The 12919-nt window shown below is 38.3% G+C and carries 10 protein-coding genes; 3 read left to right on the top strand and 7 right to left on the bottom strand.

Annotated elements, in window-relative coordinates:
* Positions 1-2: 2 nt before the first annotated feature.
* Both J576_RS00210 and J576_RS00205 read right to left on the bottom strand, forming a co-directional pair.
* A complete protein-coding gene (locus tag J576_RS00210; protein ID WP_002048590.1) occupies positions 3-581 on the bottom strand; it encodes a DUF4112 domain-containing protein in 579 nt (192 codons plus the stop codon).
* A 72-nt stretch (positions 582-653) separates the two neighbouring features.
* The gene (locus tag J576_RS00205) at positions 654-3749 is read right to left on the bottom strand and encodes a multidrug efflux RND transporter permease subunit (protein ID WP_002048493.1); all 3096 of its coding nucleotides are present in this window, start codon (positions 3747-3749) and stop codon (positions 654-656) included.
* Between the two features lie 264 nt (positions 3750-4013).
* Here J576_RS00205 and J576_RS00200 point away from each other — a divergent pair, with 264 nt between their 5' ends.
* Positions 4014-5153: a glycerophosphodiester phosphodiesterase gene (locus J576_RS00200; protein WP_002048491.1), complete on the top strand. Its 1140-nt coding sequence runs from the start codon at positions 4014-4016 to the stop codon at positions 5151-5153.
* Positions 5154-5197: 44 nt separating this feature from the next.
* Here J576_RS00200 and J576_RS00195 read toward each other — a convergent pair whose 3' ends face one another.
* Positions 5198-6160 (bottom strand): MBL fold metallo-hydrolase, encoded by a 963-nt coding sequence (locus tag J576_RS00195; protein ID WP_004885578.1) that lies wholly within the window; start codon positions 6158-6160, stop codon positions 5198-5200.
* Positions 6161-6267: 107 nt separating this feature from the next.
* Between J576_RS00195 and J576_RS00190 the strand changes: the two genes are divergently transcribed.
* The gene (locus tag J576_RS00190) at positions 6268-6642 is read left to right on the top strand and encodes a diacylglycerol kinase (protein WP_004699662.1); all 375 of its coding nucleotides are present in this window, start codon (positions 6268-6270) and stop codon (positions 6640-6642) included.
* A 170-nt stretch (positions 6643-6812) separates the two neighbouring features.
* On the opposite strand, the gene groL is transcribed toward J576_RS00190, so the two are convergent.
* From groL to J576_RS00170, 4 genes are all read right to left on the bottom strand, one after another.
* Complete coding sequence (gene groL, locus J576_RS00185) at positions 6813-8447, bottom strand: chaperonin GroEL (protein WP_002048605.1); 1635 nt, start codon at positions 8445-8447, stop codon at positions 6813-6815.
* Positions 8448-8505: 58 nt separating this feature from the next.
* The gene (locus J576_RS00180; protein ID WP_000065579.1) at positions 8506-8796 is read right to left on the bottom strand and encodes a co-chaperone GroES; all 291 of its coding nucleotides are present in this window, start codon (positions 8794-8796) and stop codon (positions 8506-8508) included.
* Positions 8797-8981: 185 nt separating this feature from the next.
* Positions 8982-9740: a metallophosphoesterase family protein gene (locus J576_RS00175; RefSeq protein WP_002048510.1), complete on the bottom strand. Its 759-nt coding sequence runs from the start codon at positions 9738-9740 to the stop codon at positions 8982-8984.
* The gene (locus J576_RS00170) at positions 9721-10659 is read right to left on the bottom strand and encodes a diacylglycerol/lipid kinase family protein (RefSeq protein WP_025467684.1); all 939 of its coding nucleotides are present in this window, start codon (positions 10657-10659) and stop codon (positions 9721-9723) included. Before J576_RS00170 ends, J576_RS00175 begins: the two co-directional genes overlap by 20 nt.
* A gap of 391 nt (positions 10660-11050) precedes the next feature.
* Between J576_RS00170 and J576_RS00165 the strand changes: the two genes are divergently transcribed.
* Positions 11051-12883, top strand: a complete 1833-nt coding sequence (locus J576_RS00165) for a phosphoenolpyruvate carboxykinase (GTP) (RefSeq protein ID WP_002048516.1) — start codon at positions 11051-11053, stop codon at positions 12881-12883.
* The last annotated feature ends 36 nt before the right edge of the window (positions 12884-12919 follow it).

Here is a 12919-nt window from a genome sequence, read left to right as displayed (position 1 = left end):
TATTAGGCTGAATGATGGGCCAGTCCCCAAAGAAAACTAATCCCCCACCACATTGCTAAACCAATCAGAACAAGCATCAATACCCCTAATAAATCCGGTATATGTAGCCATAGCCAACTCACAACAGGATTACGCCAGAAGGCTGAGTGTTGCTGTTTCTTTTCAAGCTTTTCATGTAAATACGGATGAATAACATGTATATCACTTTGAATCGCATATTCTTCACGAATATGGGTATGAACCACATCTAATGCTTTTCTACTAGGACGTATAAAAATATCGAAAATAGTTCCTGCAACTGGTACACACCCCACCACAGCATCGACTACAGCCAATTTTATGACGGGAGTAAGCTTGTGCTGTGGCACACCAATTTGCTTGGCTTTATATATGGCGTAGCAAGTCAGGACAAAACCCGCAACATCACCAGCAATTGGAATAGTACTTAAAGCAGCATCGGCACCAATACCCTGCTTTGTAAAAGGAATACGGACGGCGCTATCCATCATGGTTGCAAACTTGGCAAGGTCCCGTTCCAGTGCGATGACCTGCTGCTGTGTTAGTTTTTTTTCTTGAGGCATCTAAATCAAATATATGAAGAGAAGTTAAACTTAATATACTTGATTTAATGCCTGTTTTTAAATTGTTTGCTTTTAACTTGAAGCTTTCGATTTAAACAATGAACGTAATAACACATACATAACTGGAATAAAGAATAGAACCAGTACAGTACCAAACATTACGCCACCTAAAATACTAATACCAATTTCTTGGCGGCTCACCGCACCAGCGCCTTGTGCAAATACAAGTGGAATCACACCTGCACCAAAGGCTAAAGAAGTCATTAAAATCGGTCTTAAACGCAAGCTTGCGCCTTCTAAAGCGGCCTGAATAGCATTCTTTCCTTTCTCTTGGGCTAATGCAGCAAACTCAACAATTAAAATTGCGTTTTTACAAGACAATCCAATCGTGGTTAGAAGTGCAATTTGGAAATACACGTCATTTGGTAAACCAAAGATATAAGAGAAAATAACACTTCCTCCTACACCTAGCGGAATAGAAGTCATCACGGCAGCAGGAATACTTAAGCTCTCATACAAAGCAGCTAAACATAAGAAAATAAAACCTGCCGAAATCAGATATAACCATACCGCCTGATTGGTCGACTTCTGTTCTTCAAAAGACAGACCAGTCCAAGCCAAGCCAATATCTTTTTGCTGGTTGACGAGTTGTTCAACATCTTTCATAGCCTGACCAGAACTGCTACCACCGGCAACATCAGCCTGTAACTGTAAAGCACTATATCCCATATAGCGTTTTACAATTTCTGGTGCCCCACCCCAGCTAAAGTTAGCAAACGAACTAAAAGGCACCATTTCATTTTGATTATTACGCACAGACCAATTATATAAATCTTCAGGTTTAGATCTGAACTCGGCATCGCCTTGAATCATGACACGTTTAATACGTCCACGATCAATAAAGTCGTTTACGTAAGTTCCGCCCCATGCACTCGACAAAGTGTTATTAATTGCAGAGAGTTCCAAACCATTTGCCAAAGCCTGTTTCTGGTCAATTTTGATATTCAGATTTGCTTTACTATTGGTAGACTGCTTATCAAAGTTTTCAAACGTTGAATAGTTTTTACTTTGAGCCTGTAACTGACGGAACATACCATCTAAGAAGTTTTGCCCTTGTCCATTTAAATCTTGAATCCAGAAATCCAAGCCATCAGTCTGCCCCAAACCATTTACCGAAGGAGGTAAGGTCACGTTAATTTGAGCATTACTAAAATTTCTGAAATATTTCATTGCACGCTTTTGTATAGCGTCAGCCGAGTCCTCTTTCGCCGTACGTACATCCCAAGGTTTTAAAGCAATAAAGCCTTGCGCTAAATTTTGTCCTGTCCCGGCATTATTTCGACCGTAACGAATTAAAACCAGATCAACATTTTTATCTTCTTTAGTGAGAAAGTATTGGCGCACTTGTTCACCAATTTTCTGACTTTCAGAAATTGGAGCACTGTCTACCAGCTTAATTTGCACACTTAAAATACCTTGGTCTTCTTTAGGAATAAAGCCGCTTTTTAAACCACTGTAGAAGAGCATAAAAACTGCAATCAGCGCCACAAAAATCACAATAACCGATTTACTGTAATGAATACTCGTCTGAACAAGCTTGATATATTTATTTTTAAGTTGATCAATTTTTTGGTTAAACCACACTGCCCAGCGCATAGGTTCAGGATTAGGTTTTAAAATTAATGCGCACAATGCAGGCGTTAAAATGAGTGCAACCGTAAGCGATAATGCCATAGCGGCAACTAAAGTAATGGAAAACTGACGGTAAATCACGCCAATTGAACCACCTAAAAAAGACATTGGAATAAAAACAGCAGTTAAAACCAATGTAATGCCGACTAATGCACCGCTAATTTCACCCATTGACTCAATTGCAGCTTCTTTTGGAGTTAAGTGCTGTTCATGCATGAGCCGCTCAACGTTTTCAACTACGACAATCGCATCATCAACCAACAAACCAATAGCGAGTACCAGTGCAAATAACGTTAATGTGTTAATACTAAAACCAAGCACATATAAGACTGCAAAAGTTCCCAAAATCACAACCGGAACGGTAATACTCGGAATGAGTGTTGCACGCCAGCTTTGCAAAAACAGGAACATCACCAAAATTACCAAAATAATGGCTTCTACAAGCGTCTTTACAACTTCCTTAATCGACTCTTGAACAAACGGCGTATTATCTCGTGGATAAACGATTTTATAGCCTGCTGGTAATTTAGCGGCGAGCTGATCTAAGGTTTGATGGATGAGCTTAGAAGTTTGAATAGCATTTGCGCCCGAGGACAGAGATATACTTACACCCGCAGCAGGATAACCATTAATCGTGTTGAAAGACTGATAGTTTTCTGCACCGAGCTCAACTCTTGCAATATCTTTTAAATAAACATAACTCGCCGTTTTATCTGACTTTACGACAATATTTTTAAAATCATCAACAGTCTTTAGTCGAGAACCTGCTGTCACTTTTGTATTTAGATATTGACCATCAATGACTGGTAAATCACCGATTGCACCTGCAGCAACTTGGGTATTTTGAGCAGTGATTGCATTAGCCACATCACTGGGCATTAAATTATATTGCTTTAACTTGTCTGGATTTAACCAGATACGCATCGCATATTGCGAACCGAATACATCCGTTTCACCCACCCCTTCAATACGGTTTAAGTTATCGACAACATGTGTAGTTAAATAGTCCGACAGCTCAATATTTCCGGTTTTACCAGTCGAGTCGTATAAACCAATTACCATAAAGGTATCGCCTAGTGACTTACTGACTGTCACCCCTTGACGTTGTACTTCATCGGGTAAACGGCGTATGACGCCACTAATACTATTTTGGACTTGGACCTGAGCAGTATCGGGGTTGGTTCCATTATCGAAACTAATGGTAATTCGGCTACGTCCTGATGAATCACTTGATGAGCTAAAATAGAGTAAGTGATCAATCCCTTGTATTTGTTGTTCTAAAATTTGGGTAACACTTTGCTCAACCGTTTGTGCATCTGCCCCGCTATAACTTGCCGACACTGTAATTTTCGGAGGTGCAATATCGGGATACCGTTCTACGGGCAAGTGCATCACCGAAAAAATACCAAAAGCCATGACAATGATCGCCAATACATTGGCAAAAATGGGGCGCTGAATAAAAAATTTAGATAGCATGGCTGCTCGGTATGATGTCGTTAATTAACAGGAGTAAATGCCGCTTTGAGACTTTGTGATCATCAACGAGCGGTGTAAAAAAGACAAGTGGAATTAAAACAATAAATGTAATTAAGACAAAAACAAAGCGTGATTCACTATTTCCAACAAAGCAATAAAGAACCAGTTAAATAGTGTCACTTAAAATTCATGAATTCTTCATGATCATGTCAAACTAAATCCTAATACTTGAGTCGTTTCAACTAAAACAATATGAGTAGAATTATGTTTAGAAAAGCACTTTTATGCTTAAGTTTAATTAGCTTGGTCGGTTGCAATGACGATGATAAAACCGAAACAACCCCAACTACACCAGAATATCAACTTCCTAAAATTTTAGTGATTGGACACCGCGGCGCTAGCGCTTTACGTCCTGAACATACTTTGGCTTCATATCAAAAAGCGATTGATGATGGTGCTGACTTTATTGAACCTGATCTGGTTTCAACAAAAGACGGTGTATTGGTTACTCGTCATGAAAACGAAATTGGTGGTACTACCAATATCAGTACTCTTGCCCAATTTGCAGACCGTAAAACCACAAAAAATATTGATGGTGTCAATTTAACGGGTTGGTTTACGGAAGACCTCACTTTAAATGAATTGCAACAAGTTAAAGCACGTGAACGTATTCCTGAGTTCCGACCAGCAAATACGGCTTATAACGATCTGTATTCAATTCCAACACTTGAACAAGTCATTGAACTTGCCGAAGCAAATTATAAAAAAACCGGAAAGATTATTGGCTTATATATTGAAACCAAACATCCAACTTATTTTAAAAACAAGAATTTGGCCATGGAAGACACACTTCTTAAAACTCTTGCCAAATATCAATATACACGTGATATTGCCCCTATCTATTTGCAATCGTTCGAAGTCAGCAATTTAAAGTATTTAAAAGATCAACTTGATCTACATAAAACACTTAAACATGCACAAATCATTCAGTTATATGATGCAAAAACTTCTCGACCAGCAGACTTTGTTGAATCTGGTGTGTCTAAAACATATGGTGATTTAGCTACAGCGCAAAGCTTAAAAGATGTTGCTAAATATGCAAATGGTGTAGGCCCAAGCAAAAACTATATTCTCAATTTCAATAATGATGGTTCAGTACAAACTACTTCATTTATTAGCGATGCACATGCCGCTGGCTTAAAAGTACACCCATATACTTTCCGTCCAGAAAATAACTTTTTACCTCAGCCTTTAAAATGTAACGATAAACCTGCCGAGCGTTGCCCGACAGGTGCTCTAAAAGAGTTTGAAGCATATTTCAAAGCAGGTGTAGATGGTATCTTTACAGATGACCCAGCACTCGGCCGTGAAGCAGTCAATAATTTTGAGAAAGCAACTAAATAGTTAAAGACTTAATAAAAAAACAGGGCATTCAATGCCCTGTTTTTTTACTTATCAACACTGTTATTAAAATATAGAGGAATCCATTGGTATTGCTCTGCATTTACTTTATACACATGGCCAATTCCTGGGAATGGCAAATGTGGAGCAGCTACCCATTGCTGTTTATTTGAGATTTCAGCAAACATTTTCAAACGAGTGTTAATTGCCTGCTCAGAATTTACATCAAAATCTACGCCGGTTTTTGGAGCATCAAACTGCAAAGAATGTGAGTGGACAATGTCTCCCACAAAGACAATTTGTTGATTTTTACTCTTTAAACGGAAACTGTGGTGACCCGGTGTATGCCCTTGTGTATTGATTACTTCAAAACCTTGAATGACATCGCCATCTTTAAAGGTCTTGAAAGCTTTTTTCGCTTGATACGGTGCAAGCGCAGCTTTTATATTTTTAACCGTGCCTAAATAGTTTTCTTTTTTATCTGCGGGTACAGTTTTTTCAGAAGCTGGATTTAACCAATAGTCAGCTTCACGTTCATGTGCATAAATAGTTGCATTAGGAAATACAGCTTTTCCATTTTGAGCAATACCACAAACATGGTCTGGATGTAGATGGGTTAACAAAACCGTTTTCACGTTAGCAAGTTGATAGCCTGCCAATTCAAGATTTTTAGCAATTGAACCCAACTGTGGGCCAAAACAACTTGAAGCACCACTATCAACAAGAGTTAAACTTTTACCGTCATCTACCAAGAATGCATTTACCGAAGTTTGAACCCCTTTCTCATTAACAGCGGCGTATTTTGTTAAAATTTTAGTCTTCTCAGCCTGACTCAAATTTTTGAACAACTTAGGGTCTAAATAGATGGTACCGTCAAGTAATGAGGTAATGCGGTAATTACCAAATTGATGCTTATAATATCCCGGTACTTGTTGAGCTGAGGCAGGCTCTGCATAGCTTACATGTAACCCACCCATGACAAGTCCTAATGCTACAAATAATTTTTTCATCTCTTCTTCTCTATCAAGTTATAAAGTCAAAATCTTTAAAAAAGATTTAATATTTTTTTTAAGGGCCGCGATATATAATGCATGAAAAGTGTTAAAAATATAAGTGAATGAATAGTTATTCTCCCTACAAAGGCAAAAGCGGACTAAAGCGCATCTTGAATGCGACAGGTTATTCAATTTCAGGATTTAAAGCAGCTTATAAAAATGAAGCCGCTTTCCGACAAATTGTTTTAATTAATGTTGTGCTTATCCCTACTAGCTTTTTTCTAGATGTAACTCGCGGTGAACATGCACTTATGGTGGTTGTGTGTTTATTTGCAATTATTGTAGAACTATTCAATTCTGCGATTGAAGCGGTAGTTGACCGTGTATCACTTGAAAAACACCAACTCTCTAAAAATGCTAAAGATATGGGAAGTGCTGCTCAATTTGTCGCGCTTTCAATTATTGCAGTGACATGGCTTATCATTTTATTAGGTTAAAAAAAACCATGCTTATAAGAGGATAAGCATGGTGTAACAAAAAAGAGGAACTACAGCTACTGTTCCTGACTATAAGTTTAAGAATATCAACTTAACTTTTTCTTAATTTATATAAGAAATAAAAAAATCCCTGCATTTGCAGGGATTTTTTATTTAGACGTTGATGTTTATTACATCATGCCGCCCATTCCACCCATACCGCCCATGTCTGGAGCAGCTGGTTTGTCTTCAGGAATGTCAGTGATCATACATTCTGTAGTCAACATTAAGCCAGCAACAGAAGCAGCGTGCTCAAGTGCAGAACGAGTTACTTTAGCTGGGTCAAGGATACCCATTTCTAACATATCGCCATATTCACCAGTTGCAGCGTTATAACCGAAGTTACCTTCACCTTTCTTAACTGCATTGATTACTACAGATGGCTCATCACCAGCGTTCGCAACGATTTGACGAAGTGGAGCTTCGATCGCACGACGTAAAATGTTGATACCTGCAGTTTGATCTTCGTTAGCACCTTTTAAGCCTTCAAGCGCATTTACTGCACGTACAAGCGCAACACCACCACCTGCAACAACACCTTCTTCAACTGCTGCACGAGTTGCGTGAAGAGCGTCGTCAACGCGGTCTTTCTTCTCTTTCATTTCAACTTCAGTTGCTGCACCGATTTTAATTACAGCAACACCGCCTGCCAATTTAGCAACGCGTTCTTGTAATTTTTCACGGTCATACTCTGAAGTAGATTCTTCGATTTGAGCACGGATTTGTTGAACACGCTCAGCGATAGCAGCAGCATCACCAGCACCATCAACAATAACTGTATTTTCTTTAGAAACAGTGATTTTGTGCGCTGTACCTAAATCTTGAAGAGTCGCTTGTTCTAAAGACATACCAACTTCTTCAGAAATAACAGTTGCGCCAGTCAAGATCGCGATGTCTTGAAGCATTGCTTTACGGCGGTCACCGAAACCAGGAGCTTTAACAGCACATACTTTGATAATACCGCGCATGTTGTTTACAACAAGAGTTGCAAGCGCTTCACCTTCAACATCTTCAGCGATGATAAGAAGTGGTTTACCAGTTTTAGCAACTGCTTCTAAAACAGAAATCAATTCACGAATGTTGCTGATTTTTTTATCAACAAGAAGGATGAACGGATTTTCAAGTTCAGCAGTCAAAGTATCTTGCTTGTTAGCAAAGTATGGAGAGATATAACCACGGTCAAACTGCATACCTTCTACAACATCTAATGCGTCTTCAAAGCCAGAGCCTTCTTCTACAGTGATTACGCCTTCTTTACCTACTTTTTCCATCGCTTGAGCGATAAGTTTACCAACAGTAGTATCAGAGTTAGCAGAGATAGAACCAACTTGTTCAATTGCTTTGAAATCATCAGCTGGCTTAGCAATAGAACGGATATTTTCAACTACAGTTTTTACTGCAATATCGATACCGCGTTTTAAATCCATTGGGTTCATACCAGCAGTTACTGATTTGATACCTTCGTTTAAAATTGCTTGAGCAAGTACAGTTGCAGTTGTCGTACCGTCACCTGCGATGTCGTTAGTCTTGCTTGAAACTTCACGTACAAGTTGAGCACCCATGTTTTCAAACTTGTCTTTTAATGAAATTTCTTTAGCAACAGTTACACCATCTTTAGTGATGTGCGGCGCACCGAAAGAACGGTCGATTACAACGTTACGGCCTTTAGGACCTAAAGTCACTTTAACCGCATCTGCAAGTACGTTTACCCCTGCAATCATTTTTGAGCGAGCTGAATCACCAAATTTTACGTCTTTAGCTGACATATTAAACTCCGAATCTTTTTAAATACTGAATCTGATAATGAATTGAGTTATGGATCGATTAGCCTTCTAATACAGCTAAGATGTCTGACTCTTTCATGATTAAGAGTTCTTCACCGTTTACTTTAACTGTTGTACCTGCATAAGTACCAAATAACACCTTGTCACCAACTTTAACATCCAAAGCACGTACGCCGTTATCAGTGATTTGACCATTACCTACTGCAATTACTTCACCTTGAGATGGCTTTTCAGCAGCAGAACCTGGCAATAAAATACCGCCAGCAGTTTTGGTTTCTTCTTCTACGCGACGAATCACAACGCGATCATGTAATGGACGAATGTTGCTCATAATTAACTCCATCAGACTTAGTCTTTTTGATTAATCGTTATTGCTTTAATCCAGAGCAATAACAAAATATTTAGATGTCACTTTTGTGGGGATGAAAAAAATGGCTTCAAGGGGAAATAAGAAAAATTTTTCTGTTTTTTGAATATTTTTTAAACAATCAAATATTTAATCTCATCTAAACCAAATCAATCTGTAGTGAATTCAGCCTGCTGTTCATTAAACCAATAATGCTGAATCTTTCCTGTATTTGAAACCGTATTAAAGCTATTTGGGTTATGATGATATAAACGAGTAGAAGTTGCTGTACCCGCATGAATATCATAAATAGGATGATCTATTTCCAGATGGTAAATTTGAGTTAAATCATATATAGCCGTTTTATGGAGATGACCATGCAACATTCCGAATAATCCAGTTGTACTCCACTTCTCTAAGGCGATTTTTCCTAAAACCGGACAATCCTTTATTCCATGCTTATTATCGGGTGGTGTATAAAAAGGTTGATGGAAAACTACTAGCTTTAATTTATCTTTAGGCCCTTTTTGTAAACGCTCATAAGTATCTTGAATTTGTTCAATCGAAATATGACCACGCGTATGGTAACGACGGCGTATGCTATTTACACCAACAATATAAAAATGTTCAGTTTCTAAAGTTGGCTCCAGTTCACCAAAAAAATATCGATAACGAGTAAATGGAGAAAAAAAACGATTCCAGACATGATACAAAGGAATGTCGTGGTTGCCTGGCACCACTAAATAAGGAATATTGAGACTATCTAAATATTGCCGACATTTAAAAAATTGTTCGTATTTGGCACGTTGAGTAATATCGCCACTTACAACAATTACTTCAGGCTGTTGCTGAATACAGAAGTGCCTAATTGCCTCTAAACACTCTTGTTTTTCCGTTCCAAAGTGTAAATCAGACAGATGTAATAACATTCGGCACCATTATATTTAAAGCATTTTTTTCTACAGTGAAATTTAAAGGTGGTTTCATCTCTATGATTTCACCATCTAAAGCAACTGTAAGTTTCGATTTTTTTGCACATTCGACTACAACATGATCTGCACAAAAACTATATACATCTTGGGCATCTTCAACTTTACCTTGAATCCACTGCCAAAGCATATTGAGTAAACTCAGCTTATCACTTTTTGTAATTACAACTCCAGCAACTCGTCCCTGTGCTGCACATTCTGCAATTCTAAGTTTCATATCACATAGTTGTAATTGATTATTCCCGAAGAAAATAAGAGGTGCTTTAACGGGATATTTTTTACCATCTACTGTTATAGATAGCTTCATTGACTTATTTTCTCTTAACAAAACATCTAAAGCTGATGTATAGGCATGTAAAGGAAGCCTTCCTAAATATTTATTGTAGAGTTCGCGCTTTTTGATAAAGAGTGGATATAGACCTAAACTAGCATTATTTAAATAAATATGATCATTGATTGCTGCTATATGTACTGACCGAGGAATGCCTGTAGCAATCACTTCTGCTGCTTCTAAAAGATCTAGCGGAATATCTAAAACTTTAGCGACATAGTTAAAAGTACCTAAAGGCAAGATTCCCATTGGAATAGAAGTATTCTTAAGTTTAGATGCAACAGCATTTAATGTGCCATCCCCACCAGCTGCAACAACCACCCCTATATTTTCGTTTTGTGAATGCCGATGAATAACATTATTCATCAGATCATCGAACAATGTATTTTCATTTAATTCAAATACTTGTATTTCAAAACTATGTTCAGTAAATACAGTCATCAGTTGCTCATAAACATCTTCATGTTTTGAAGCGTGAAATCCTGATTTTTCGTTATAGATGATCGAAAGAGGTTTCAAAGGCCGCATTTTATTATCGTAAAGTGGGATGTTTATTCTATTTTGTATATAAAATCACCTATTAAAAGTCTCTTTATGTAAATTTTGAATGATCTTCATTTGTTTAATCAATAATAATTCTCAAGAAAAATTTAAGAGTTAATTTATTGATTTTTAATAAAATAACTTAAGTAAATAACACACATACAACATAAAAATATAAAAGCAAAAACCTTATAAAAAACTATAAACAAATGATTTTTATTAAAAAATGATCGGAATTCCAAATATCTAATTGTTAGTCTTTAGTCTTATTTTTTTTATGATTTTATGCTTTAATACAGCCACTTTTTTATTTGATCTTTCATTGTACCCCAATGAATAGACTTGTACGTTGTACATATTTTGAATAGGCCTCACCATGACCACAGTGAACGCACCAGAATTCGTTCGTCATCCTAAGCTTATAGCATGGGTTGAAGAAATTGCAAACTTAACCAAACCAGCAAAAATCGAATGGTGTGACGGAAGCGAAGAAGAGTATCAACGTCTAATCGACTTGATGATCGCTAACGGCACCATGCAGAAATTAAACCAAGAAAAACATCCTGGTTCTTATCTTGCAAATTCTGACCCATCTGACGTTGCGCGTGTTGAAGATCGTACTTACATCTGCTCTCAAAATAAAGAAGATGCTGGTGCGACAAACAACTGGGAAGATCCAGCTGTTATGCGTGAAAAATTAAATGGTTTATTTGAAGGTTCAATGGAAGGCCGTACGATGTACGTTGTTCCTTTCTCTATGGGTCCTTTAGGTAGCCATATTGCTCATATCGGTATCGAGTTAACTGACTCTCCTTACGTTGCTGTTAGCATGCGCAAAATGGCTCGTATGGGGAAAGCAGTTTATGACGTATTAGGTACAGACGGCGAATTTGTTCCTTGTGTACACACAGTAGGTGCTCCACTTGCTGAAGGTCAAAAAGACGTTGCTTGGCCTTGTAACCCAGAGAAATATATCGTTCATTATCCAGAAACTCGTGAAATCTGGTCTTTCGGTTCTGGTTACGGCGGTAACGCATTACTTGGTAAAAAATGTTTAGCTCTTCGTATCGCTTCTGTCATGGGACGCGAACAAGGTTGGTTAGCTGAACACATGCTTATTCTTGGTGTAACTAACCCTCAAGGTGAAAAACACTACATCGCTGCTGCATTCCCATCTGCTTGTGGTAAAACAAACTTTGCGATGTTAATTCCACCAGCAGGTTATGAAGGTTGGAAAATCGAAACTGTAGGTGACGATATTGCTTGGATCAAACCAGGTGAAGACGGTCGCTTATATGCGATTAACCCTGAAGCTGGTTTCTTCGGTGTAGCTCCTGGTACAAATACCAAGACTAACCCGAACTGTATGGCAACACTTCATAAAGATGTTATCTATACAAACGTAGCAGTAACTGAAGATGGTCAAGTATGGTGGGAAGGTCTTTCTAAAGAAGTTCCATCAAACTTAACGAACTGGAAAGGTCAACCTCACGTAAACGGCGAAAAAGCAGCACATCCAAATGCTCGTTTCACTGTTGCAGCTGGTCAATGTCCATCTATCGACGCTGATTGGGAAAACCCAGCAGGTGTTCCAATTTCTGCGTTCATCTTCGGTGGTCGTCGTGCAGATACAGTTCCTTTAGTTTCTGAAGCTTTTGACTGGGTTGACGGTGTATATAAAGCGGCAACTATGGGTTCTGAAACTACTGCTGCTGCTGTTGGTCAACAAGGTATCGTTCGTCGTGACCCATTCGCAATGCTTCCATTTGCTGGCTACAACATGGCTGACTACTTTGACCACTGGTTAAGCCTTGGTGCAAAAGTAAGCGAGAAAGCTGAAGCTTCTGGCAACAAATTACCGAAAATCTTCAACGTAAACTGGTTCCGTCGTGATGCTGAAGGCAACTTCGTATGGCCTGGTTTCGGTCAAAACATGCGTGTTCTTGAGTGGATCATTGACCGCTGTGAAGGCCGTGCAAACGCTGTTGAAACACCAATCGGTTTTGTTCCAACATATGAAGACTTGAACTGGAAAGGTACTGAGTTCAGTAAAGAACAATTTGACCTTATCACTACTCAAGATAAAGACCAGTGGGTTACTGAAATTGAAAGCCACACTGAGTTATTCAATAAACTTGGCGAGCGCTTACCAAAAGCATTAAAAGAACGTCAAGCAGCATTACTTGAAGCTGTAAAAACTGGCTTCTAATTGCTAAATATAAAAAAGGCCGCTTCATGCGGCCTT

Origin of the sequence: Acinetobacter sp. 766875 (genome assembly GCF_000582055.1) — a bacterium.
GTDB lineage: Bacteria > Pseudomonadota > Gammaproteobacteria > Pseudomonadales > Moraxellaceae > Acinetobacter > Acinetobacter nosocomialis.
The sequence above is the reverse complement of the archived record's forward strand: the minus strand, read 5'-3'. Positions and strand labels throughout refer to the sequence as shown.

Coding starts and splice junctions, on each gene's coding strand:
- J576_RS00205 (WP_002048493.1), bottom strand. CDS start 3,749: ATGCTATCTAAATTTTTTATTCAGCGCCCCATTTTTGCCAATGTATTG.
- J576_RS00190 (WP_004699662.1), top strand. CDS start 6,268: ATGAATAGTTATTCTCCCTACAAAGGCAAAAGCGGACTAAAGCGCATC.
- J576_RS00165 (WP_002048516.1), top strand. CDS start 11,051: ATGACCACAGTGAACGCACCAGAATTCGTTCGTCATCCTAAGCTTATA.
- J576_RS00170 (WP_025467684.1), bottom strand. CDS start 10,659: ATGCGGCCTTTGAAACCTCTTTCGATCATCTATAACGAAAAATCAGGA.
- J576_RS00175 (WP_002048510.1), bottom strand. CDS start 9,740: ATGTTATTACATCTGTCTGATTTACACTTTGGAACGGAAAAACAAGAG.
- J576_RS00195 (WP_004885578.1), bottom strand. CDS start 6,160: ATGAAAAAATTATTTGTAGCATTAGGACTTGTCATGGGTGGGTTACAT.
- J576_RS00210 (WP_002048590.1), bottom strand. CDS start 581: ATGCCTCAAGAAAAAAAACTAACACAGCAGCAGGTCATCGCACTGGAA.
- J576_RS00180 (WP_000065579.1), bottom strand. CDS start 8,796: ATGAGCAACATTCGTCCATTACATGATCGCGTTGTGATTCGTCGCGTA.
- J576_RS00200 (WP_002048491.1), top strand. CDS start 4,014: ATGTTTAGAAAAGCACTTTTATGCTTAAGTTTAATTAGCTTGGTCGGT.
- groL (WP_002048605.1), bottom strand. CDS start 8,447: ATGTCAGCTAAAGACGTAAAATTTGGTGATTCAGCTCGCTCAAAAATG.